General features: G+C 39.4%; 23 protein-coding genes and 1 pseudogene. 16 read left to right on the forward strand and 8 right to left on the reverse strand.

Annotation, left to right across the window (positions count from 1 at the left end):
- Positions 1 to 156: 156 nt before the first annotated feature.
- Positions 157 to 2,709, forward strand: a complete 2,553-nt coding sequence (locus tag FGD67_RS12420; protein ID WP_257171470.1) for a M14 family zinc carboxypeptidase — start codon at positions 157 to 159, stop codon at positions 2,707 to 2,709.
- Between the two features lie 8 nt (positions 2,710 to 2,717).
- Here the strand turns inward: FGD67_RS12420 and FGD67_RS12425 are convergent, their stop codons facing one another.
- Positions 2,718 to 3,485 (reverse strand): ComF family protein, encoded by a 768-nt coding sequence (locus FGD67_RS12425; RefSeq protein ID WP_257171471.1) that lies wholly within the window; start codon positions 3,483 to 3,485, stop codon positions 2,718 to 2,720.
- A gap of 54 nt (positions 3,486 to 3,539) precedes the next feature.
- On the opposite strand from FGD67_RS12425, the gene bioH reads away from it, so the two are divergent.
- The 3 genes from bioH (at position 3,540) to FGD67_RS12440 (ending at position 5,732) form a co-directional block, all read left to right on the forward strand.
- Positions 3,540 to 4,340 (forward strand): pimeloyl-ACP methyl ester esterase BioH, encoded by an 801-nt coding sequence (bioH, locus tag FGD67_RS12430; RefSeq protein WP_257171472.1) that lies wholly within the window; start codon positions 3,540 to 3,542, stop codon positions 4,338 to 4,340.
- A 112-nt stretch (positions 4,341 to 4,452) separates the two neighbouring features.
- Positions 4,453 to 4,749 carry a hypothetical protein gene (locus FGD67_RS12435; RefSeq protein WP_257171473.1) on the forward strand — a complete coding sequence of 99 codons (297 nt, stop codon included), beginning with the start codon at positions 4,453 to 4,455 and terminating at the stop codon, positions 4,747 to 4,749.
- A 5-nt stretch (positions 4,750 to 4,754) separates the two neighbouring features.
- Positions 4,755 to 5,732: a putative metalloprotease CJM1_0395 family protein gene (locus tag FGD67_RS12440; RefSeq protein WP_257171474.1), complete on the forward strand. Its 978-nt coding sequence runs from the start codon at positions 4,755 to 4,757 to the stop codon at positions 5,730 to 5,732.
- 83 nt (positions 5,733 to 5,815) lie between these two features.
- Here the strand turns inward: FGD67_RS12440 and pyrE are convergent, their stop codons facing one another.
- Positions 5,816 to 6,457 (reverse strand): orotate phosphoribosyltransferase, encoded by a 642-nt coding sequence (gene pyrE / locus FGD67_RS12445; RefSeq protein ID WP_257175111.1) that lies wholly within the window; start codon positions 6,455 to 6,457, stop codon positions 5,816 to 5,818.
- A gap of 20 nt (positions 6,458 to 6,477) precedes the next feature.
- Positions 6,478 to 7,191, reverse strand: a complete 714-nt coding sequence (rph, locus tag FGD67_RS12450; RefSeq protein ID WP_257171475.1) for a ribonuclease PH — start codon at positions 7,189 to 7,191, stop codon at positions 6,478 to 6,480.
- A gap of 167 nt (positions 7,192 to 7,358) precedes the next feature.
- Between rph and FGD67_RS12455 the strand changes: the two genes are divergently transcribed.
- The 12 genes from FGD67_RS12455 to FGD67_RS12510 all read left to right on the forward strand — a co-directional run bounded on the left by FGD67_RS12455 (position 7,359) and on the right by FGD67_RS12510 (position 17,887).
- Positions 7,359 to 7,895, forward strand: a complete 537-nt coding sequence (locus FGD67_RS12455) for a thioredoxin family protein (RefSeq protein WP_257171476.1) — start codon at positions 7,359 to 7,361, stop codon at positions 7,893 to 7,895.
- Positions 7,873 to 8,643 (forward strand): gluconate 2-dehydrogenase subunit 3 family protein, encoded by a 771-nt coding sequence (locus tag FGD67_RS12460; protein WP_257171477.1) that lies wholly within the window; start codon positions 7,873 to 7,875, stop codon positions 8,641 to 8,643. Before FGD67_RS12455 ends, FGD67_RS12460 begins: the two co-directional genes overlap by 23 nt.
- Entirely contained in the window at positions 8,640 to 10,364 is a 1,725-nt protein-coding gene (locus tag FGD67_RS12465; RefSeq protein WP_257171478.1) for a GMC family oxidoreductase, read from the forward strand. The genes FGD67_RS12460 and FGD67_RS12465 overlap by 4 nt, the downstream gene beginning before the upstream one ends.
- Before the next feature lie 117 nt (positions 10,365 to 10,481).
- On the forward strand, positions 10,482 to 11,345 hold the full coding sequence (locus FGD67_RS12470) for a YicC/YloC family endoribonuclease (protein ID WP_257171479.1): 864 nt from the start codon (positions 10,482 to 10,484) through the stop codon (positions 11,343 to 11,345).
- A gap of 425 nt (positions 11,346 to 11,770) precedes the next feature.
- Positions 11,771 to 12,982, forward strand: coding sequence for a site-specific integrase (locus tag FGD67_RS12475; protein ID WP_257171480.1), 1,212 nt, complete (start codon positions 11,771 to 11,773; stop codon positions 12,980 to 12,982).
- Positions 12,982 to 13,689, forward strand: a complete 708-nt coding sequence (locus tag FGD67_RS12480; RefSeq protein WP_257171481.1) for a hypothetical protein — start codon at positions 12,982 to 12,984, stop codon at positions 13,687 to 13,689. The genes FGD67_RS12475 and FGD67_RS12480 overlap by 1 nt, the downstream gene beginning before the upstream one ends.
- A 75-nt stretch (positions 13,690 to 13,764) precedes the next feature.
- On the forward strand, positions 13,765 to 14,010 hold the full coding sequence (locus FGD67_RS12485; RefSeq protein WP_257171482.1) for an AlpA family transcriptional regulator: 246 nt from the start codon (positions 13,765 to 13,767) through the stop codon (positions 14,008 to 14,010).
- Between the two features lie 5 nt (positions 14,011 to 14,015).
- Positions 14,016 to 14,843, forward strand: coding sequence for a hypothetical protein (locus tag FGD67_RS12490; RefSeq protein ID WP_257171483.1), 828 nt, complete (start codon positions 14,016 to 14,018; stop codon positions 14,841 to 14,843).
- Positions 14,844 to 15,263: 420 nt separating this feature from the next.
- A complete protein-coding gene (locus FGD67_RS12495) occupies positions 15,264 to 15,503 on the forward strand; it encodes a helix-turn-helix domain-containing protein (protein WP_257171484.1) in 240 nt (79 codons plus the stop codon).
- Positions 15,504 to 15,636: 133 nt separating this feature from the next.
- Entirely contained in the window at positions 15,637 to 16,473 is an 837-nt protein-coding gene (locus tag FGD67_RS12500) for a TIGR04255 family protein (RefSeq protein ID WP_257171485.1), read from the forward strand.
- A complete protein-coding gene (locus FGD67_RS12505) occupies positions 16,474 to 17,046 on the forward strand; it encodes a hypothetical protein (protein ID WP_257171486.1) in 573 nt (190 codons plus the stop codon).
- 1 nt (position 17,047) lies between these two features.
- Positions 17,048 to 17,887: a hypothetical protein gene (locus FGD67_RS12510; RefSeq protein ID WP_257171487.1), complete on the forward strand. Its 840-nt coding sequence runs from the start codon at positions 17,048 to 17,050 to the stop codon at positions 17,885 to 17,887.
- Positions 17,888 to 18,107: 220 nt separating this feature from the next.
- Here FGD67_RS12510 and FGD67_RS12515 read toward each other — a convergent pair whose 3' ends face one another.
- The 5 genes and pseudogenes from FGD67_RS12515 to FGD67_RS12530 all read right to left on the reverse strand — a co-directional run bounded on the left by FGD67_RS12515 (position 18,108) and on the right by FGD67_RS12530 (position 22,953).
- Positions 18,108 to 20,291: a S8 family serine peptidase gene (locus tag FGD67_RS12515; RefSeq protein ID WP_257171488.1), complete on the reverse strand. Its 2,184-nt coding sequence runs from the start codon at positions 20,289 to 20,291 to the stop codon at positions 18,108 to 18,110.
- 415 nt (positions 20,292 to 20,706) lie between these two features.
- Entirely contained in the window at positions 20,707 to 21,732 is a 1,026-nt protein-coding gene (locus FGD67_RS12520; RefSeq protein WP_257171489.1) for an IS110 family transposase, read from the reverse strand.
- Positions 21,733 to 21,805: 73 nt separating this feature from the next.
- Entirely contained in the window at positions 21,806 to 22,540 is a 735-nt protein-coding gene (locus tag FGD67_RS12525; RefSeq protein WP_257171490.1) for a S8 family serine peptidase, read from the reverse strand.
- A 12-nt stretch (positions 22,541 to 22,552) separates the two neighbouring features.
- Positions 22,553 to 22,609 (reverse strand): annotated as a pseudogene (locus tag FGD67_RS21925) (hypothetical protein); the annotation flags it as partial.
- A complete protein-coding gene (locus FGD67_RS12530; protein ID WP_257171491.1) occupies positions 22,609 to 22,953 on the reverse strand; it encodes a hypothetical protein in 345 nt (114 codons plus the stop codon). The pseudogene FGD67_RS21925 and the gene FGD67_RS12530, both read right to left, overlap by 1 nt.
- Positions 22,954 to 23,023 lie beyond the last annotated feature (70 nt).

Below are 23,023 nucleotides of genomic sequence, written 5' to 3' on the forward strand. Positions count from 1 at the left end.
TGCTCTGTCATTTCACGCTAGTCCTAGATAGCATAATTTAGATACTGATAATATGGAAACGAAAAAAAATAGAAAATATAGTTAATTATCACGAGATAACTAGTTCATATGACATTATTTTGTTATTTTATCCGACAATTAAATAAGGAAAATTTTATGTTGTTATCGTTATGCCGAATTGTAATATTATTTTTAATCAGTGCTTCGTTTAGCGCCTTTAGTGCTGATGTAAGTACTTACTTGCCTGAAGGTGCCTCATATAACAACAATATACCAACACCGGAATCTACATTGGGCTTTGGGATTGGTGAACGCCATCCCCGTCATGATCAGGTGCTAAATTATTTAACACAAGTAGCAGATTTGTCCTCTCGGGTGAAAATTGAAGAAATTGGCCGTACAACTGAATTTCGCTCGCAAGTTTTACTGACAATTTCTAGCCCTGATAATTTAGCTAATATTGAACAAATTTTAGCTCGACGTTCAGACATAACGGCATCAGCTAACGATCCTGTTGTTGTTTGGTTAGGCTACAGTGTTCATGGTGATGAAATTAGTGGTACCAATGCGGCTATGGTGGTGGCTTATCACTTAGCGGCATCACAAGACAAAGCGGTTGCTGAAATGCTTGATGATACGATTATCGTGATAGAGCCAAGCATTAACCCTGATGGCATGGATAGGTTTGTCAATTGGGTAACTACCCATCGTGGCATAACTCCTAATGCTGATCCAAATCACATTGAACATCATCAAGAATGGCGTACTGGCCGTACTAATCATTTTGGTTTCGATCTAAATCGTGATTGGTTGTTATTATCGCAAAAGGAAAGCCAAAATCGCCTACCTTATTTTCATCAATATCAACCAAATGTTCTAGGTGATTTTCACGAAATGGGTGCTCACGGCAGTTACTTTTTTCAACCTGGCATTCCAACACGAACACATCCTTTAACGCTAGCAAAAAATACTGAATTAACACAGCTATTAGCGACGTATCATGCCAAAGCGCTAGATGCGAAAGATCGTTTATATTACAGCGAAGAAAGTTTTGATGACTTTTACTACGGTAAAGGTTCAACTTATCCAGATATTAACGGCGGTATTGGCGTGCTATTTGAGCAAGCAAGCAGCCGAGGTTTTCAACAAAATAGTGTTAATGGTTTATTAACTTTTGAATATGGCATACAAAATCATGTCTTAACGTCACTATCAACAATTGAAGGTGCTTGGAAAAATCAAGAGCAGTTTAAAGCATACCGAAAAGACTTTTACAAAATTGCCCAACAACAAGCCAGTGATGAAAATTTTAATGGCTATATTTTCACTGAAAGCAAAGATAATTACCGCTTACAGAGTTTTTTAAGTAAGTTGCAACAACATCAAATTAAGGTTTATGGACTAACACAAGACTATAAAATTCATGAGCGTATTTATCCCGCAAAGCATAGTTATTACATCCCGCTAGCTCAACCTCAGTATCGAGTCATTAAAGCGCTTTTTACTCAACAAAAAAACTTTCAAGATAATACTTTTTATGATGTCTCAGGTTGGACATTACCGTTAGCCATGAACATTGATTTTGCCCAAGTTGGCCGAACTTGGGGCTTGAAAACGTCGGAAACACCTTGGCAACCTATGACTGAAAAAGTGGCTGACGTTGTTGATTCTGCTTATGCTTATGTATTTGAATGGCATGAATTTTTAGCGCCTAAACTGTTACACAAAATTACTAATGCAAAGCTGAAAGCAAAAGTTGCCACTAAAACCTTTTCAGCCGTTGTCGATGGTGTTGTGAAAACCTTTGAACAGGGCAGCATTATTGTGCCAGCGGGCAACCAAACGGTAAATAATTGGCAAAGGGTGCTGAAAAATTTTGCTGCTACCAGTCAAATTCCGTTATTGGCCTTAGAAACCGGATTAACTGTCAAAGGCATCGATATGGGTAGTAGTTCTTTTCGTCCGGTGATCACGCCAAAAGTTTTGATGATCGGTGGTAAGGGAGTCTCGCAATATGAAGCTGGCGAAGTACTTTATTATTTGGATAATTTATTGGAAATACCGGTTACTGTAGTCGAAATGCAACGTTTAGCCGCGGTTAATTTAGCCGATTATAGCCACATCATTATGGTGGACGGTAAGTATTCAATGTTAAATAGCAGAGCCGTGAGTAAGCTTAAATCATGGTTAGTTAATGGTGGCGTGTTGTTTGGTCAAAAACGTGCAGCACGTTGGTTGTCGGCAGAAGAGTTGTTAAAAATTGATTTTGTTACTAAAGATCATATTGACCAATTATTTGATACTGAAAAACTCAGCTACGGTGACAAAGAAGTTTTAGCGGGTAGAAAACGTATCGCTGGCGCTATTTTTCAAGCAGAATTAGATACCAGTCATCCTTTGGCTTATGGTTATCAAAACAATGAACTGCCGGTATTTAGAAATAGTACGGTGATTATGGAACAAACCATTTTACCATTTGTTAGTGTGGCGAAATATAGTAAATTGCCATTACTCAGCGGCTATGCGGATCAAAATTTAGTTAATCGACTAGCCAACAATCCGACACTGGTGGCCCACAATGTTGGCAAAGGTCGAGTTATTGCTAGTACGGATGATTTAGCTTTTCGTGGCTACTTTTTGGGTAGTATGAAAATTATCGCTAACAGTCTGTTTTTTTCTAAAGCCTTTAGTACTAGCTTAGCGGAATAAAAATCAGCTTAATTGGGCAGAGCTAAACAAAGACTAAGGAGGGTAATATTTTGCACTCCTTTTCTTTTCAGTAGTCGACAAATCTCATTTGCTGTTGTGCCTGTGGTCACCACATCGTCAATTAAAATAACTTGCTTGGGCAGCGACAATTGTGGATTAAATTGGATGCTAAAAGCATGTTTTAAGTTTTTTCTACGTTCAATTCCTGACTTACCAACCTGGTTTTCAGTCAGCTTCTCACGAATAATAATATTGGTTTGATAATCATAGCTAAAATGCTGCGCAAACTTTTGGGCAATAAGGTGAGCTTGATTAAAACCGCGTTCTTGCCATTTCTTCAAATGTAACGGCACCGATAAAATCATTATATTGTTAGATATAATATTAGCTTTTCCAGCTTCAAGATATTGACGCCAATGGATAATTAGCAAGTAACTTAGCAGCGCTGCGAATTCTGTTTTATATTGATATTTTAACTGACCAATCCAAGCGTCAAATGGCCAGACATAAGGCGCTATTGCTAATAGGTGATCAAAATGTCTTATGGGGATTATCTTGGCAATAGCGGGCCATAATAATAAATCATATGGTACAAGCTGATGATTAAAATAGGGTAAATCAGCCTGACAATATTGACACAATAGCGGATGCTGTTGACAAGGATTACCACATAAGCAACAACAGCTAATATGCAGCCTTAATTTACTTATATTCTTGTATAATGACTGGCGTAAATAACTCATTATTTCATTACGGTTCTTGTTGCCAAATTCCATTTTCAACATCCTTTCGTTAAACTATGCCTTCACTAAATATTGAGCACTGTACGGATGACTGAAAGCATGGCAGAAAGATTGAAAATTGCGAGCCAAGGGCAAGGCCTTCCGCTCGTATTTATTCACGGTTGGGGTTTAAATTCAGCGGTTTGGCAACCATGTTTAGCACAATTGCAAGTTGATTTTGAGGTCATCACCATTGATTTGCCTGGCTTTGCAACCAACAGTGGATTTCAAGTGGCTGAGTACAGCTTGGTCAATTTAGCAAAAAAAGTTCAACAAGCCGTTGCCAAACCAGCCGTTTATATTGGCTGGTCTTTAGGTGGCTTAGTGGCTAGTCAAATCACTATTAATTACCCAGAGCAGGTCTTAGGGTTGATCACGGTTGCTAGCTCACCACAATTTGTTGAGGAAGATAATTGGCCCGGCATTAAAAAAGCTGTTTTAGCGATGTTTCATCAACAACTGGCGCAAGATACCACGAAAACCATCAGTAATTTTTTGAAGATACAAGCGATGGGCAGCCCAAATGTTCGTCAAGACATCAAGAAAATTCGTGATTTAGTTATGCAACATGAACAACCTAGCCAGCAAATTTTAGATGATTCGCTAGCGTTATTAACAAGTTCAAATTTGTCTAATGCCTTAAGTGATATTCACCAACCATTTCTCAGACTTTATGGCAAGCTTGATGGTTTAGTTCCCAAGCAGGTTATTCCATTGATTGATGATCTTGTGCCCAATAGTGACTGTCATATATTTGCACAAGCCTCGCATGCACCATTTATATCTCATCAGGAGGAGTTTTTGTTGATAGTGAAAAGCTGGTTACTGAGGCATTTTAATAAAGACTAATGGTTTACTTTTCTATCGTTTTGGTTAATAATTAAACAGGTTATTATCAGTTATGTATAGTTGTTGTTTAATTGCGTCATTGGCAATTAATAAGTGTATTTAGGAGGATTTTATGGAAATTCAATCAGCTTTCAATGCTGGCGTACAAGGTTTTCAAAAAGCAACCGATGATGCTAACCAAGCTGCTGCGAGTATAGCGTCAAATATTACGATTAGCCCTGAAGATTTTGGTGTCGGGCAAGAAAATAATGCTAACGCTACTGAGCAAAACCAAACCAATGGTGAACTGTCAGATTTAAACCAATCTATTGTTGATTCTCGTGTTGCCGAATTTCAAGCTAAAGCCTCTGCAGAAGTGATAGAAGCAGCTGATGATAATTTAGGCACCTTATTGGATGTACGCGTTTAATAATCATGAATATTAATTCGCAAGGCTATAACTTACCCATACCAACTGCAGTAAATCTGCAGACGGATAGCTTGCGTCGTGATAATCAGCAACGAGAAATCATTACTAAACCTGAAGCCTCAAACCAATCAGCTGCTGAAAAAGGTGTAGCCTCTGATAAAGAGCGTGGACGCACTCCAGCCCAAAATAACGAGCAAGTAGACTTTGCTAGTCTGCGTAAGCAAGCAGAACTTGCTAATGATGTTATTGGTGATAATTCCGAGCGTTCGGCGCAAGATTCTCCACAAGACAATGACAAAGAAGATAATGAGCAAAGTAGTAACTCCAAAGGAGAGCTAACTGAAGAGCAAGGGTCACAAGAGGGTTCTGAGAAATCTAAGGAAGCTTTATTTGCCGAGCAACAAGAGGTTAAAAGCTTAAAACTACGAGATCAAGAGGTTCGCTCACACGAATTAGCTCATGCTGCCGTCGGGGGGGCTTATACTGGTGCACCTAACTATTCATTTGAAGTAGGTCCTGACGGTAATAAGTATGCGATTGGCGGTGAAGTTTCGGTTGATTTGGCCCCTGTTGATGGTAATCCTAGTGCTACTATTGCCAAAATGCAGAAGGTTCACGCGGCAGCATTAGCACCAGCGAATCCATCAATTCAAGACACTCGCGTTGCTGCATCTGCTGCTAAATTGATTGCACAAGCTCAATCAGAATTATCGGCAATCTCGCTAGAAGACCCAAACGCAAAACAAGATTTTGTTGGTTTAATCAGGCCTAATGATGTTTTATCTCAAGAAGGTCAAAGTGCTAACGATGCTAGTAATGAATTTGATCAATTTATTGGCCAAACATTATCTGCACAAGAACAAGTAGCGCCAAGTAGATCTTTAGAAGTGGATGAAAGAGCGGGACGCATTAATCAATTTTATGCAAACATTAATCAAGCGTACGAAAAGCCAGCAAGCTATCAATTTGAATTAACCGCTTAGCAAAATTGATAAGATACAAATAAAAAGCCTGCAGTTTTGCAGGCTTTTTACGTTTACAGCTTGTAACAAAGCGAGTAAAAGTGCTAAATACCGTAATCTTCGCGATATTTTTTAATGCTAGCTAAACTGTCTGCCATATCAGGCTTTTCTTCTAAATAACTAATTAAGTCAGCTAAGGTAACGATCGATATTACTTTGGTATTAAAATCGCGTTCAACTTCTTGAATGGCAGAAAGCTCAGCTCGGCCTTTCTCTTGTCTGTCTAAAGCGATGAGTACCCCTGACAATTCTGCGCCATGGGCTTTAATAATTTCCATCGATTCACGAATAGCGGTGCCCGCTGTGATCACGTCATCAACTAGCATCACTTTACCTTCAAGCGCGGAGCCAACTAAACTACCACCTTCACCGTGAGTTTTTGCTTCTTTACGGTTGAAACAATAAGGCATATCAATATCGTAACTGTCAGCAAGTGCTACCGCCGTTGTTGTTGCAATCGGTATGCCTTTGTAAGCAGGGCCAAATAACAAGTTATAGTCAATTTTTGAGTCTTGCAAAGCTGCTGCATAAAAACGACCTAAGCGTGCTAAATCACCACCAGTATTAAATAAACCGGCATTAAAAAAGTAAGGACTGGTACGGCCCGATTTTAAAGTGAACTCACCAAAACGCAGTACTTGTTTCGATAAGGCAAATTCGATAAATTCGCGTTGATAATCTTTCATCATTGGCTCCTATCAGTGGCTTAGTTTAAAGCAGTTTTTTGAATATCAAATAGCTCGTTAATGCTATTTTTAGCTAAGGTAAGCATTTCTTGCATCTCGTCAAAGCTGAACGGCTCTTCTTCGGCGGTGCCTTGTACTTCAATTAATTTACCCGTTTCGGTCATTACAACATTCATATCAGTATCGGCTGCAGAATCTTCAAGATAATCCAAGTCAGAAACTGCTTCACCTTTATACATACCAACAGAAACAGCAGCAATCATGTGTTTAAGTGGGTTGTTATTAATAATACCTTTCGCACGCATATGGTTTAATGCATCAACCAAAGCCACACATGCACCGGTAATTGACGCGGTACGCGTGCCGCCATCAGCTTGAATTACATCACAATCAACAGTAATAGTATTTTCACCCAATGCCACTAAATCAACAGCTGCACGCAACGAACGAGCAATTAAGCGAGAAATTTCTAACGTACGACCACTTTGCTTACCGTTAGCCGCTTCACGACGCATACGAGTATGAGTAGAACGAGGTAACATACCGTATTCAGCAGTGATCCAGCCTTTGCCTTGGCCTTTTAGAAAACGTGGTACGCCAGTTTCAACTGTAGCAGTACAAATAACTTTAGTATCCCCAAACTCAATAAGCACAGAGCCTTCTGCATGAGCTGTGAATTGACGAGTAATGGTTACCGGACGAATTTGTCCTAAAGTTCTGCCGCTTGGACGCATGTTGAAATTCCTATCATAGTATAATTGCTGCGCATTATAATCGTTCGCATAACAATTTGACATAATGACGTAGCAACTATTTTGAAATATAGTTAATTAATCTAAGGTCATTCTATTAAGTCATTATTATGCGTTGGCTCCAAATGTCAGCACAATAGAGAGAATTTATGAAATTTCAGCTGTTTATCATTTTGCTTATCGTGAGTTTATTTATCACTAGCCAAACAATCGCAAAAGAAGTGATTAGTCAGTCAGTAAAAGCGTTGCCGTTATACAGTAAAGTTTATGATGACAAGCGTGATCCATTTAAAGATGCGCAAGCAGCAATTAAGCTGGCGCAAGCAAGTGGGAGAAATGTATTGATTGAAATAGGTGGAACTTGGTGTACTTGGTGTCACAAAATGGATGCATTTTTAGCTGATAACCCTGCAATTAATCAACAGTTACATGACAATTATGTTCTGCTTAAAGTTAGTGTCAGTGACAGTAACGAAAATGAAGCCTTTATGAAGTCATTACCACCAGTACAAGGTTACCCGCATATGTATGTGTCAACTAATACTGGTCAAATGTTATTGTCCAAAGATACTGCCGAGTTATTGGATAATTTAGAATATTCAGCAGAATATTGGTCAGCATTTTTAAGCAAATGGCAGGCAGAAAACAATAAGGAAAATAGTGATGTCTCAAACGCAAAAGGCTAGAGCTGTAGTAAGAAAAAAACGCGTCAGTAAGCCATTGTCGCAGGTGCTATCGTTTTTTGATAAAAACTTTAGTACGCCACAATGGTTACAAAAAAAGCTGTCACGTCGTAACGCACTAAAATCTGCGGCGGGAGCGACTATGGTGGCCGCAATGCCTATGCGTAGTTGGTCAGCCAGTATGAGCAATAAGCTTGATGGTGCACTGAAAACCGATCCCTGGTTAACCTTAGATGCTGTACTGGCACACTTGCTACCTGAATCAGCAACCGGTCCGAGCGCGCAAGAAATTCAAGCAACACAATATTTATACAACGTGGTTTTTCAACAGCCGACAGAAGAAGCTGAAATTGAATTTATCTATAAAGGCGTTGGCTGGCTTAATGGCTTCAGTAACAGCCAATTGCAGAAGAACTTCATTGCCTTAACTTTTGACGAAAAAGAAAATATTTTACGTGCGATCAGTAAATCAACCGCCGGTGAAAACTGGTTAAGTAATTTGGTTGGTTATCTTTTTGAGGCCATGCTTTCCCCGCCGAGTTATGGCGGTAACCCTAATGGCATAGGTTGGCACTGGTTAGAACATCAAGCGGGTTTTCCTTTACCGCAAGCCGGAAAACGCTATTACGAACTACCTGGCAAACAACCTATTGTGTTAAGCAGGACGGCGACATTCGCAAAGCAAACAACAACGCAAGTTGTTAGCCATCAACAATATACCCGTAAGCAAGTAGGGGCTCGAAAAGCATGAAATATGATATTTGTATCGTAGGTAGTGGTGCGGGTGCATCACCAGTCGCTTATACCTTAGCGAAAGCCGGCGCAAAAGTTCTTGTGTTAGAAAAAGGTGCTTGGCTGACAGAAAAAGAATTTTATAAAGATGAGCTAGCCATCAGCTTGCGCGATGCTTACAACCCTAAGCTTGAAGACGAACAGCATGTTATCGAAGAAGAATATGAAACCGATGACGGCGAAAGCTTTTGGCAAGGCGAAGCTACCAGTGAATCAGGCTGGAGCTTCTGGAATGGTACGGTTGTTGGTGGTTCATCAAATTTTATGAGCGGTTATTTTCATCGCTTGAAGCCTATCGACTTTCGTTTGAAAACAGAATTTGGTGCCATTGATGGCGCTAATGTTGAAGATTGGCCGATTAGTTATGATGAACTTGAACCTTATTACGCACAGGTTGAAAAAGTTGTCGGTGTTTCAGGTCGCGTGTCTGAACATCCACACCAAGAGCCGCGTTCCACAGACTTTCCGTTTCCACCGGTAGCAGAACATGGTATATCGTCGTGGATCGATGAAAGTGCTGAAAAAATTGGTTACCACGCCGTACCCGTACCACGCGCCATATTGTCACAACCGGCAATGGGCCGAAATAGCTGTGAATATTCAGGTTATTGCAGTAGTTATGGCTGTTCATCAGGCGCTAAAGGTAGCGGCAGGGCAGCGTTGCTTAATCACGCGGTAGCAACCGGTAATTGTACGATTACGCCGCATGCAAAAGTTTATAAAATTGCCACTGACAGTAAAGGCGAAATATCAGGTGTGCATTATTATGACCAAGCTGGGCGTGAGCACATTGCTCAAGCCAAATACTATGTTGTAGCTTGCCAAGCGGTAGAAACTTCTCGATTATTGCTGGCATCAAAAGGGGAGAAATTCCCAAATGGTATTGCGAATAGCTCTGGTCAAGTGGGTAAAAATTTAATTTTTAGCGGTGGTGGTACTGGCCGTGGTGATTTCTTTTATAAAGACTTAACCGAAGCCAAGCAAGCGCAACTTAAGCAAGTTGGGCCGTTTATTAATCGTGCTTTACAAGACTGGTATCAGATTGATGATAAAGCATTTAATGGCTTTAACCGTAATGGTAAAGCGAAAGGCGGCACGGTAGATTTTTTGTTTTATCAAAACCCAATCTCGCGCGCGCAAAGCACAAAATGGCAATACGATGAAAGCCAAGACAGTGAAAAATTACTGTGGGGCGAAGAACTTAAACAAAGCATGAAAACAGAATTTACCACCTATAAAACCTTACGTTTTGAAGTATTTAATGATTGGTTACCAACCGATAATTGTTTTGTCGCTTTAGATGATGACATTACCGACAAATGGGGTGACCCAGTGGCTAAAATACGCATTGGCGCACACAACCACGATTTAGATGTTGGTGAATATTTGGCTGAAAAAGCAGAGAAACTACTATTAGAAATGGGTGCGACTAACGTTTCATCATCGATAAGCAGCGCACCGGCGGCAAACTTAATGGCGGGCGGTTGTCGATTCGGTGACGATCCTAAAACAACGGTATTGAATAAAAACTGTCAGGCGCATGACGTTGATAACCTCTTTGTTACTGATGCCTCATTTATGCCAACAGGTGGTAGCGTGCCTTATACGTTTACCATTTATGCCAACTCATTCCGAGTCGCTGATCATATAAAACAACGTTGGCAGAAAAGTATCAGCTAACGTAGACAATATTGGCTAAGCTATAAATATATGCCCCAGCTCTGATTGCAGTAGATACCTGATCTCAGCTAGGGCATAATCTCAGTTATAGACCATATTTGATAGTTAGGAAATTCAATGATCCATAGTATGACAGCGTTCGCTCGCCATGAAATTAAAGGTGAGTGGGGCAACGCAGTGTGGGAAATTCGCAGCGTTAATCAACGTTTCCTCGAAACTTATTTTCGTTTACCTGAGCAATTTAGAAGCATAGAGCCCGTGTTGCGTGAGCGTTTTCGCAAGCAATTAAATCGCGGGAAAGTTGAATGTAATTTACGCTTTAATGCTAATCCGGGTGAAAAAAGCAATTTATCGATGAATACAACGCTTGCAGATAATTTGCTTAAACATGCTAATTGGATCAATGAGCAAACGTTGAATAGTCAAATTAACCCACTAGAAATCATGCGCTGGCCAGGTGTGATGGAAGCCGAAGAATCAGACATGAATGCAATTCAAGCTGAAATTCTTGCCGGTTTTGACCAAGCATTAGAAGACTTCATCGTTGCCCGCGCAGATGAAGGTGCCAATATGAAGGCGCTTATCGAACAGCGTTTGGATGGTATTATCGAACAAGCCAATATTGTTAAAGGCCACATGCCTGAAATTATTCAATGGCAACGCAAACGTATTACTGACAAATTTGCTGATGCTAACATTGAGCTAGAATCTTCACGTGTTGAGCAAGAGCTGGTATTGCTAGCGCAAAAGATGGATGTTGATGAAGAAATTGACCGTCTATTTAGTCACGTGAAAGAAACTCGCAGCATACTGAAAAAAGGAGGTGCGCAAGGTCGTCGCTTGGACTTCATGATGCAAGAATTTAACCGAGAAGCTAATACTTTAGGGTCGAAGTCGATTAACGCCGACATCACCAATTCAGCCGTAGAGCTAAAAGTATTAATTGAGCAAATGCGCGAGCAAATTCAAAATATTGAATAATTTATTTGTTGAATTCAAACTCCCTCAAAAGCCCTTTAAATAAGGGTTTTTCTATTTCTAGCTATTTCACATAATTCCTGTTAATTTAATATAAATGGTTACACGAATGGTTACTCACTTGTATTTGTGTAACCACTAATCCCCAACAGATCTTAAGTAATCCTAAGGTTCAGATGGTAAGTAAAGGTAAGGTTTTAAGAGGTTTTTCTGATCATTTGATAAGCAGATCTTTAGTAATCTTTAGGTTATCAATGTTTAGTAATGTTGGGGTAAAGCTACAAAAGTTCAGTAATGTTCAGGTTATGTTCTTCTGTTTTATTAAGGCTGATCAGTCTAATAAAATAGACTCATGTCAAGTATTGTAAAGGTTATTTGATAAGTCACTTCAAGGGTAAATGCTAAGTAATGATAAGGTTAATTGATAAATGAAAGCTAATGGTAGTCGTTACACTCGTGAGTCATTGGGTGATAGTTTATACAAGAAGGTAACAACAAAGGGCGTTATCAGCTTTGAGTTACGTTACACCATTAATGGTAGCCGCAAGTTTTATACACTTAAAAATAGAACCAAGACGTTAGCCAGAGAAGAAGCTGCTGAACTCAAGAGACGCATTCGTGTTGATGACTTTGATCCTGTAGCCGAAGCTAAACGAGCTGAACAAATTGATATTAAGACTGTTGATGATCTATTCATTGACTGGCAAAAGGGTAATGAGAAACGGTTAAAGCATTACAAAATACCAGCCAGAATTTACACACAAAAAATAGCGCCTTTTATCGGCACTTTAGCAATTGATAAAGTTAAGCCTATGGATATTAAGACCATTATTGAAAAAGAAGCCGCTAAGGGCTTTTTAACCAGTGCTAATAAAACATTAATTCATGCTAAAAGCCTATTTAATCACGCGATTAAGCTAGGTTTTATTACAAACAATCCAGCTTTCGCATTTAACAATGATGATGCTGGCGGTAAAGAAAAACCAAGAGATCGCGCCTTATCATTTGTTGAATTAAACCAAACTTTTTATGTCTACCGAGAACATAGAGATCGGTTTACTCGAGATAACTATTTAGCTATTGCCTTACTTGTTTGTCTTGGCGTTCGTAAGTCTGAACTTATCGAAGCTAGATGGAAAGAATTTAACCTTAAAAAACAAGTATGGTCATTACCAGCCGAACGTTCAAAAACTAAAGCTTCTATTGATATTCCCTTGCCTGATCAAATAATACCTTGGCTAAAAGAGCTTGAGGTTAGATCTTGCGGTTCTGATTATTTATTCCCAAGCCGAAAAGCGAGTAAACGACCTTTTATTAGTAGCGATACGCTTAATCATGCTGTTGCTAAAATGTTTGGCAAAAAAGTTGATGGCGGCAAGAAGCCTTCACTAAATGTAATGGATAAAGTATTGCCATTTAATCCACATGATTTAAGACGTACCTGTAGATCTTTACTTGCTGAACTTGGAACACCACCACATATTGCTGAAAAGTGCCTAAATCACAAAATAAGAGGCGTTGAGGGCATTTATGACCGTCATGCTTACTTTGATGAAAGAAGAGAAGCATTAACTAAATTAGCGGTTCATATTGCGCCAATGGTTAACGGTGAAAGCAACGTAGTTAAGATGGTGAAGTAATGGCTGGAAAAACACCGTATCAAGTATTTAATGAACAGCTAATCGATTTAACAATGGAAGAATTAGTTACAGTACCTAATTCAAATTCGTCTGTTGAATTGCTTCACTTACTGTTAAAAGAATTAATCAATAAAACTGAAGGTAAATTTGAAAAAGACAGTTTAGAAAAAGATATATTAGATAGCCATGCTGTAGCAACACATTTTATAGAAAGTATCTCACCACAAAATTTACAATCTGGTGGTGATTCATTAGCTATATCTTTTTTTAAGTTAGGGTTAGCAGTTGGGCGTCAGCAAGGAGTAACGTTATTAAGACCTTTTGTTAAAAATCAAGCTGAAAGAGTGTCAGTTAAGAGTATTGCTCAAGCCGAAAATAAATTACAAGCGAAGCGTAAAGGTATTGATTATATGGCTGATCAAATCCTTAACGATTATATAAAAAATCACCCGAGTAACTTAAATTATGAAAAGAAAAAAGTTAAGCATGGCGATAAGGATAAGTTAGCTACACAATTACAAGATTGCTTTTGTGATCATACCGAAAAATCTAAAGAAAATTGTTCTGTTGTTGATCAAAAAGTTGAGCTTGATTTGGATACGGCTAGGGCAAAAATTAAACAAGCTATTATAAGAAAAGTTGAAGGCAGTCCAAATAATTATGATCTAAACCTTACTAAACAATTACACCATTTATGGCGGAGCTAGCTCCACCATACTACCTATAAATAGCTTTCAATAACATGAGTCCTGAATTAATTACAAATTAACAGGAATCATCTAATGTCATATAAAGAACCAACCCAAGCACAACGCTCAAAAATTTTAGCTGCTTCAAATGAAAAAGAAGCACTTTGCCAAGAAAAAGAGCGTCGAGAAATAACCAAAGTTAGTTCACCTACATGGTGGCGTTGGTCACATCAAGGTAAATCACTACCTACCAAAATAAAGTTATCCTCAAATCGCTCGGCTTGGAGAAAAAGTTCCTTATTATGGTTCATCCACTTACTTGAAACTCAAGCTAGCTAAAAGTTATGGCTAAGTTAAAGGGGCTGGATTTATTAATAAGATTAATTAAGCGTGGAGAAATTGTTTACATCAACCAAGGAAGGTTGGAAATAAAGCCATCAGGCCATAAGAAAGTACCTTTAGATTTTCTTTTAGAAAATAAAGCTGATCTTACATATGTAATTGCTAAATTGTTGAATTTAAATATCTACCAATATGTTGGATATTCTACAGGTAGATATGGCTCAAAAAAATGTGAGGGTATTACTTTGCAATTTAGCAACATGGTTACAGGAGAAGAAGCTCATGTGATTTTTAATGTTGAATTGAATCGAGCAAGATCTAGTAAATATCATCAAGCTGGAAGTCCATTGCCTAAGGGACAATTTAGGGTTTCAAAGAAGTTTTTATTTTATAAGTTTTGGTTATCAACTGAATTATCACTTCCACCAAGGCTTGCTTCTTTCCATGATTATATGGGGAATTTAAAAGATATATTTTTTATTCCTGAAACGGATGCATATAAAGGTAAAATTTCAGCTAAGTTGATCCCCTTATGTAATGTAAGTTATGAGCAAATTAAGTCAGCTTTAGCTGCATTATCGCCTGACAACTTACAAACAAATGCCAGACAGCTCCCATACAATAACCAGACAGGTATACCAAACAAGGAATTCCCCCAACCCTTTAGAAATCAAGCTGTAGAAAGGGAATTAAGTACGGGGGAATCAAACTACGGTTCAAGTTATCAAGGTAGTGCGGTAATAAGTAATCAATTACCCATAACAAACAAGGTTAAGAGGCCACAAGACCAAACAGTTGATGAATGGTTAAGTGATTGGGAAAATGCTTAGTACTTTTATTAAGTAACTATTGAATAGACAAAATAAGCACCAATAGGCCAGTTAAAAAAGGCTATTAAGCTAACAGTCATCGGGTTAAAAAATTTTATGATAAATGCTTGAGCTAAACCACTTATAAGCCCACCTACAGTAAATAATACTATCGGTGTATACCAATGAGCTTTCTGAAACAAAAGGTAAAGCAATACAAACAATACTATCGAACCTAATAATGAAGATAGCATTAAAGCAACTTCATATTTTCTAGAGCTACCATTGAAGCTATTAGAGTGCTGGATATGCACATTTAAAAAGATAAAAAAGTAACACCAGTTCAACAGTAAAATCCAAGATAAATGTTCAAACATATTCTAAAAAAAACAATCAGTCCCTAAGTTGGGTACATCATATCTTGTCTCTAACATGGGGACAATGATAAAGTCTATCCATTCCACACAGTACCAGATGCTTATTTCTTGGTTAAAAGATGCTAGAGAAACTCAAGGCTTAACTATGCGTGATCTTGCTAAGAAACTTGAAGTACCGCATTCTTTTATCGGTAAAGTTGAGCAATGTGAAAGAAGAATAGATGTGATTGAGTATATGGCTTATTGTCGTGCACTTGAGTTATCACCGGTTGATGGTATTAATTTACTCCTTAACCTTAAGTAACTATTTCAAGATTACTTAAAAATATTCATACGCCTTTTCGTTCATTCAAATTCAATTTGATTCCTAGAGTTTTCTTAAGATACAGTGTATAGTTTGTAAACTATACACTGTAATGTTTAATCTTGAGGTTAATGTGAAGAACTCAGTCCGCAAACATAAATTAAAATCAGCACCTATTAAATTGGTTATTTGTAAAATAGATTGTGCTGATTTAGTGAACTTTGAAAGCAAGTATTTAGGAGATGTGCAGGACGAACTAAGAAAAAATGGTTTTCCTCATCATCTGCCACATATCACAAATGATCTTCAAATTAATGTTCAGAATGGATTGCAGATAAACCAGCAAGAAACAAAGCAGCATCACTTTATTGATGTTGAGCAAGAAAGTGGCGTAGCTATAATTGGAGGTCAATTTTTTGTATACACAAGAAATTACAAAGACTTTGATAGTTATATTAAAATAGTTGAAATGGCTTTTAGTATTTACCAAAGAATAACGGAACAACAATTTGTTAAATCTATAAGTATTCGCTATGTAGATAATATAACTATTGATTCAGGGGAAACATTGAACCAATATCTTAATGAAAGTATTTTGTCCCCTAATCATGAATCTAAAAATCTAAAATCTCTAGAAGCAAGAAGTCAATATGCCTATCAGTCAGAACATGGATCAATTTTATACTTAAGACCTGTTTCAGGTCGAAACTTAAAAGGGGTTCCAGACGATTTATCTGCTATTTTAGAGCCAATGAAGAAGTTGAATGCTAATAACAGTGAATTTGATTTATTCAACCTGAATCAAAATTTATCTGCGATTATAGATACTGATCATGTTGTTACTTATGCAAAATTAATGAACTCGAAAGAAGTAAATGTATTTGAAACACTTAGATGGCTTCATGTTTATTCATCTAATATCTTCTTTGATTCAGTAACTGATTACGCTATAGAAAAATGGAGCTCTTAAATGAAAGTAAACTCTAATCAAACATCAATGATTTTAACCGTACCAGCAGCTCTATTATGTGCTTGTATGGGAACAGGTGGAGCGTTTGCTTCAGAGTCTACAGAAAGGCTATCAAACCCCAAATATACTTTTACAACAGCAGTGAAGTCTGAAATAGATGACGAGACATTATTTAGTGGTGGTGGAGAAAGGGAGTTTCAAAAACAGAGTAAGCAGTTGCAAGAATCTTTTGGGCTAAATGTCACTCAATATAGTACCTTGATGCAAACAACAAGGTCTTCTGTGTATAAATGGCATGATTTAAACACACCATTAAAAAAAGTTAGAAGTAAAACTCAAGATCGTTTTAATCAATTAAGCTTCGCCTTATATTTAATCAAAGAAAGACATCAAACACTTTTTGGTGAATGGCTAAGAAACCCTCTTGATCCTTTAGTTCAAGAAGTTAATGAGCTACTTGAAGGTGACACTATTTTAAGGGATGACTTTATTGAGCTATCAACAAAGATCAACATTAGTTTAAGAAAAGTAGCTGATACTAAAGATTTAAATAACATGTTGGGAATTGCTTAAAGTGAGTTTTAATAAGATAAAAGCATTAGAAATAGGCTGGGATCAATGTACTGCTTTTAATGTTGATTCTGCACCAGAGCTGTATCAGGCAATTAAAGCCGAACATCAAGATACAAACGGTGTTTATCTTGTTCTCTCTCACCCCTGCTCTTTACTTCACCCTAGTTATAATGTTGAAGAAAACTTAGAGTACATTTTAGGCCATGTGGTAAACGAATGCTTAGCGAATAATATGTATGGTAAAAATCCAAGATTATTCGATATCACATGCAGTTCCACTAATGTGACATATCGATTTAATCAAAACTATAGAGGGTTTATATCTCGTAAAAAGCTAGATGAATCTAATGTATGTAGTTTTGTTTTAAGTGAGACTAATAGAACAGACATTAAGAGATGGATGTCAAATAGGTATATTGCTAGTGCTTTACCTGATAAGTTTGATTTGAGAATTGGTAGCTTGAGAAATAAACTAAAAACACTTTATAGCAAAGAAGTAGGAAAATTATGCCGTTCAGTTTATTTGTTGATTGATGAGCCGACTAAAGATCTTGATGATGCTAACTCTTACAATATATCTATATTCTATACATTATCTAATACTAGCTATGATCTTATGTGTAATGAGGAAGACAGTGATGTATCTAGATTTGAAGTCTTTTTGAATAAGGTTTCAGAATTGTTTAAAAAAGTTAATGGAATTGAGCTAAATAAAACTGCATTTATTTCAGAAAGTAATCTTACACTTGAGCAATTAAATAACTCTAAATTTATAAAGTGGAATTTGGATTACATATCCCTTGGGAAAGTTGATTCAGAGCTAGCAGAACCCATCCAATAATAAAGCAACTGGTTACACCAAAGGTTACACGTCAACATTAAGTCGTCTTGTTTTTGGTCTTAAGTTGCTGTTATTGGGGTTGAATGTAGTTTTAAATTAGTTTTCAGATCCAGAACATAGAATAGCGACTACTTCTGATAATGAAAAGCCCGGTATGTCCGGGCTTCATAGTTCTCTACGCTAAAAAGTCAGTGTTGTTAGTACTTACTTATATTTTTTATTACTGACATGAAGTTACCGCAATCGCCACTTCACCTTTGCTAGCATTATTCATGTTGGCTTGGTTGATCACTAAGTCTTCGCTACAGTCCGTCATTACTTTAAAGGACAAGTTGGCTTCACCACCGAAGACAGTGGAGACCCTAATCTCGTCACCTTCTACTGGCGCATTGCCATTGCCGTTGTAAAAGTAGCTTTTTCCTAGGCTACCGGTAGCATTCTCAGCCCCTACGGTACCACCATTAGCTGTGCCACTAGACATATCGCCATAGACGAAGTGAATATCACCTTCGACTGGCGTGCCATTCACCCCTATCCAGACTTGCATGCTCACACTATTGCTGCTGCCAAAATGCGGCACTGCCTCCCATTCATATATCGTCCATGAAAAAGGACCAGCTGATAGAGTGCCACTATACATATTACCGCCTGCATTGAGGTTGAGATCGCGCCAGAACGGTGCCAATATGTTATTTGGCGCCGTAGCATCTGGCAGGTTTTGATTATTAAAACTGCTAAATTGGCCGCTGTTCAATCCCGCTTCTAGCGTGCCATTGACCGACATAAGGGTTTGCGTATAAGTTTGGCCATTATAGGTATAGGGCGGTACATTAAATGCGTATCCGCCATCATCGCAATCGCTGTTACAGGTTAGTGGCAGTGGTGCAAAAAATCCTGAAAGTGGAACATACCCAAAAAGCAATCCACCGTTATCCAACGCGACTTCGATACCACCGGAATCAAGCTCGCCGGTCCAAGATAAACTATTGCTATTGGCATCATAAGCCCAGGCTGACGTTGTTACGCCACTGACCACTGATTCCATTGCTGTGCCTGCCACATAGCTGCTACCTGCTGGCACGACGTCCGTAACGGTAATAGGACCGTCTAGTTGGCCATTCGTTACTTTTAGCTGATAGCTTAAGATGTCACCGCTAGCAGCCGTTTCGCGGTCGACTGTTTTGCTAAATAACTCAGCATTACTAGCTTTTGACGCAAATACCGCTAATGGCATATGTAAATCTGGGCTGCTATTTCCGTTGCTGTCTAATTTTAGACTGCCAAACTGCCAACCACCTGCTGAGCTATAATTGTGGGCGGTGATGGTTATGGTGGCACTTTCGCCAGCTTTTAGCTTCAGATTATGCTTTTTGCTTTTTGCTTGCGGTGAAACTGCTACCTCAAGTTCAAAACCACTACCATTAGCAGTAACATTCCAATGTCCAGTATGCTTGGTTTTATTGGTAACCACGCGGGTCCACGAACAGGTGCCAACACAATTACTGTCCATCATGCTTGGTAAGTTCAACGACTTGGGATCGCCGCCAAGTGCGGGGTTAGCGGCAAGGAAATTGGCGACGGTTTCACTCATGACTAAGCCAACTTCGTCGGCTGCACTAAGCTCTATCCGACCAGCACCTAAGTCAAAGGCATCGGTCGGCGTAGCGCCATCTTCTTTGAAAGTATTGGCGGTTACTGCAGACATCATCATTGCTGATTTGATTTCAGTCGGGGTCCAGTCTGGGTGTGCGGCCGCCATAAGGGCACCGGCGCCGGCGTTGTGAGGACTAGACATTGAAGTACCGCTAATAATTTGATATTCGGGAGCAGGCGCCTGACCATTGGCTTCAGCACCCATAATATCTACGCCCGGGGCAGTGATGTCAGGTTTCAGGACATTGAATGCTAGTTGTGGTCCACGTGAACTAAAGTCGGCCATAATATCGCCGTTTTCTGGGTCTAAGTTAAAGCCAGAGGGGGTAATGGTAGCCATGGTCTCGGTATTACTAGCGAGCCAATCGCGTAAAGCGATACCGGCTGTGTCACCAATATGGATGGCAGGTAAAAAGTGTCCGTCAGCGACAGTACTTTCGCCCTGACCTAAGTTGGCTAAGACATAGCCGCCTGCACCACCAGCTAATACGTTCTGTCCCTTAGCAGTACGGGCAATAGTACCGCGGTCACAGACCACGATTTCGCCGTTGAATGTGCCAGCGGGGAAAGGAGTTAAGCATTGCCCTGTTGGATCAAATGCCGTGGTATTAGCATGCATAATAGGCGCTGGGCCATAACCTGCGCTAAAACTGGAACCACTAATATCAGCGAGTGCCGAACTGTCACTGCTCAAATTTACGAGGTTATTGGCAATTTTTCGGTTATGGGTGGATGCTGCCGTAGTGGACATATATGGACGCTTCCTTGATGTCAACCCAAGTGAATACGAAAACATAACAAAACGGGCTTATGTTTTTGATTACTGAGCATTACTCTTTTCATACTTTTGTTCATGATGACAGGCGCTTTCGCTTGCTTAAAGCAAACTGTACTGACATATATTCGAGCTATGGTTTGTTATCCATGCTCCAGATAAGTTGCGAACTAGAAATACCTTAAAACATTGTTCACCCAAACGTGATAGATACACTTGTCCTCTCACAGGCTTTGTTCTAGTTGGCTAGTGCCTTTTTTTTTCATCTTATCAACAACAGTCTTGAAAAGTTTTCTGGATAAATTAAGTCCCCTCTAGCAGCCTAAACACCCACACAGACTCATGGCCTTTGTCCTACACAGGCTTACTAGAGGGTAAAACGGGTCGTCAATCATGTGATTACCTTAACCGGTTGAGGCGTGTAATGGCATTGCTTTTGTAACAATGTCCACATGATGCGTGCTAACTTGTGCGCAGTGGCAACCGCGGTACAATTGAACGGTTTTCGTGCACTTAACTGGGTTATCCACACACTCAATGCATCGTGTTTCTTTCTGGCATGAACGATGATGGCACGCGCACCATGGATAAGCTGTTTACGCAGGTATTGGTCTCCACGTTTACTGATGCCGCCCATCACGCTTTTATTGCCTGAGGCAAATTGTTTGGGTGTAATGCCTAGCCAAACAGCAAAGTCGCGTGCACTGGTGAAGGCTTGTCCACTGCCTATAGAGGCAATAAAGGCAGAAGCATTGAGGTAACCAATGCCAGGGATACTCAATAGTATTTGCCCTAATGAATTGGCTTCAATGTCAGTTTTTAATTGTTTTTCAATCGCTTTAATACGTAGGTTTAAGGTTTTGAATTCTTGATAAACATCGTTAACTAGCCACTGAACTGATACCGATAACGTGGTATCAAGTGATAATGCTTGCATACTTTCATTAAAAGCAGGTATGCCTAACGGGAAAACAAGGCCAATGTCAGCTAATAAACCACGTAGTTGATTAGTGACCGCTGTACGTGTTTTAAGTAACCTTTCTCGCAAGCGATGTAGCATTAACGTTTCTTGCTGAGTTTGGGTTTTGATGGGGACAAACCGAATGAAAGGTCGCCTACTTGCTTCGAATATGGCCAGTGTATCGTTACTGTCATTCTTGTTTCCTCGCACAAAAGGTGTCACGTGTTGCGCAGGAATTAAGTGCACAGTGTGACCGATGGATTCAAACAACCGGCCCCAATAATGAGAAGAATAACAGGCCTCCATCACAACACGACATGGGGGTTGCATTTGCATAAAATGCTTCAGTTGAGCGCGGTTCAAGCGCTTATTAAAAACGCCTTTATTAGCCTCAGTAAACCCCATGAGTTGAAAAACGTTTTTTGCTAAATCAATTGATATTGTGCTAACTTTCATGACGGACGTTCCTTAAATTAACTGATTGTTTTTAACCAGTTTGGCGCATTGACGCCGTAATTGGGAGCGTCCATCACATCACCCACGGGCCCAAGTGAGCGACAGTACTTGCTGCAGGACCTGAATTTCCCGCGGACGCAGCAACATATATTCCTGCTTCCACAGCGGCTAGAAAACCTAACTCAACTGTATCATTATAGGGATCGCCGCCACCGGAAATAGAGTAGTTCAATGCCGCGATACCATTGGGTAGGTTACTTGCATCAATGATAACTTGGTTGATTGCAGCTACCAGTGCAGATCCAGGACAACCATCGTCACAGACATCATAGGCAATAATATTAGCGTGTGGTGCTACCCCTGAAATATTGAAGCTTGCCGATGTCGTAGGTGCTATTAAGGTTGCGCCATTGACAACATTACCGGCCGCAGTTGAAGCGGTGTGACTGCCATGGCCATCGTTATCTTCTGGCACGGTACCATCTGAAGCAACAAAATCCCATGCGCCAATCAGCTTATCATTACAAAAACTTGCATCAACCGTAGCATAATAGCTACCGGGTAAATAAACGCCGGTACCAAGTGGGTTGGTGTGATCGTAGCCGTCACCACCAATGTCGGCAAAGGAAGGGTGATCGCTATTAATGCCAGTATCTAATACCGCCACCACCATAGCTTCACCTTTAGGCCCATCACTATTTGAATTCCAGATATGTTCAGCGCCTATCCACTGTGGCCCAACATCGGTCAACAGCTGCTCAAACCTTTCCTTTTGTACGCTTAAAACCCCGTCCATAGCAGAGAGCATTTTTGCTTCTTCGGCGCTCAGTTCTAGAGCGAACCCATTGATTGCATGCTGATATTCATATTTAGGTGCTAAGTTTCTATTAAGTTTCCCCCGGCCTCTTTGAGTACTCTTTGTTGTTTGTTTTTGAGGTGTTGTTGATATTTTTTTGCTTTCTTGCTTTTTGCATCTAATTTTTTTTTCCCGTTTGCATTCGCGCTAGTGGCCTCAAAACCCTCTATGCCACCTTCATATACGGCAATTGCTGGTTCAACCAGTTGAATGATATAGGTATTTCCAGTTGTGTTGTTAGCGCTAAAAGCTATTTGCGTTGGTTGTATTGTTGATATCTGCAGTTCGTCAGCTGCTATTGCCGTCATACTTGTGAATAGCGCTGATGTCATTAACACCAGGGCATTTTTATTAGCCGTTCTCATTTGCTTACTCCGTCTTTAAACTTTAATTCGAATTAAACGATGACTAATACTTCATATAACTATGAACAAT

It is taken from the genome of Colwellia sp. M166, assembly GCF_024585285.1.
GTDB lineage: Bacteria > Pseudomonadota > Gammaproteobacteria > Enterobacterales > Alteromonadaceae > Cognaticolwellia.

What these genes read in the sequence shown, in the direction of transcription:
- FGD67_RS12475 (WP_257171480.1), top strand. Translation starts at nt 11,771, where the DNA reads ATGAAAGCTAATGGTAGTCGTTACACTCGTGAGTCATTGGGTGATAGT.
- FGD67_RS12495 (WP_257171484.1), top strand. Translation starts at nt 15,264, where the DNA reads ATGATAAAGTCTATCCATTCCACACAGTACCAGATGCTTATTTCTTGG.
- FGD67_RS12505 (WP_257171486.1), top strand. Translation starts at nt 16,474, where the DNA reads ATGAAAGTAAACTCTAATCAAACATCAATGATTTTAACCGTACCAGCA.
- FGD67_RS12465 (WP_257171478.1), top strand. Translation starts at nt 8,640, where the DNA reads ATGAAATATGATATTTGTATCGTAGGTAGTGGTGCGGGTGCATCACCA.
- FGD67_RS12440 (WP_257171474.1), top strand. Translation starts at nt 4,755, where the DNA reads ATGAATATTAATTCGCAAGGCTATAACTTACCCATACCAACTGCAGTA.
- bioH (WP_257171472.1), top strand. Translation starts at nt 3,540, where the DNA reads ATGACTGAAAGCATGGCAGAAAGATTGAAAATTGCGAGCCAAGGGCAA.
- FGD67_RS12420 (WP_257171470.1), top strand. Translation starts at nt 157, where the DNA reads ATGTTGTTATCGTTATGCCGAATTGTAATATTATTTTTAATCAGTGCT.
- FGD67_RS12435 (WP_257171473.1), top strand. Translation starts at nt 4,453, where the DNA reads ATGGAAATTCAATCAGCTTTCAATGCTGGCGTACAAGGTTTTCAAAAA.
- FGD67_RS12455 (WP_257171476.1), top strand. Translation starts at nt 7,359, where the DNA reads ATGAAATTTCAGCTGTTTATCATTTTGCTTATCGTGAGTTTATTTATC.
- FGD67_RS12515 (WP_257171488.1), bottom strand. Translation starts at nt 20,291, where the DNA reads ATGTCCACTACGGCAGCATCCACCCATAACCGAAAAATTGCCAATAAC.
- FGD67_RS12520 (WP_257171489.1), bottom strand. Translation starts at nt 21,732, where the DNA reads ATGAAAGTTAGCACAATATCAATTGATTTAGCAAAAAACGTTTTTCAA.
- FGD67_RS12480 (WP_257171481.1), top strand. Translation starts at nt 12,982, where the DNA reads ATGGCTGGAAAAACACCGTATCAAGTATTTAATGAACAGCTAATCGAT.
- pyrE (WP_257175111.1), bottom strand. Translation starts at nt 6,457, where the DNA reads ATGAAAGATTATCAACGCGAATTTATCGAATTTGCCTTATCGAAACAA.
- FGD67_RS12425 (WP_257171471.1), bottom strand. Translation starts at nt 3,485, where the DNA reads ATGGAATTTGGCAACAAGAACCGTAATGAAATAATGAGTTATTTACGC.
- FGD67_RS12460 (WP_257171477.1), top strand. Translation starts at nt 7,873, where the DNA reads ATGTCTCAAACGCAAAAGGCTAGAGCTGTAGTAAGAAAAAAACGCGTC.
- FGD67_RS12470 (WP_257171479.1), top strand. Translation starts at nt 10,482, where the DNA reads ATGATCCATAGTATGACAGCGTTCGCTCGCCATGAAATTAAAGGTGAG.
- FGD67_RS12485 (WP_257171482.1), top strand. Translation starts at nt 13,765, where the DNA reads ATGTCATATAAAGAACCAACCCAAGCACAACGCTCAAAAATTTTAGCT.
- FGD67_RS12525 (WP_257171490.1), bottom strand. Translation starts at nt 22,540, where the DNA reads ATGCTCTCTGCTATGGACGGGGTTTTAAGCGTACAAAAGGAAAGGTTT.
- FGD67_RS12490 (WP_257171483.1), top strand. Translation starts at nt 14,016, where the DNA reads ATGGCTAAGTTAAAGGGGCTGGATTTATTAATAAGATTAATTAAGCGT.
- rph (WP_257171475.1), bottom strand. Translation starts at nt 7,191, where the DNA reads ATGCGTCCAAGCGGCAGAACTTTAGGACAAATTCGTCCGGTAACCATT.
- FGD67_RS12530 (WP_257171491.1), bottom strand. Translation starts at nt 22,953, where the DNA reads ATGAGAACGGCTAATAAAAATGCCCTGGTGTTAATGACATCAGCGCTA.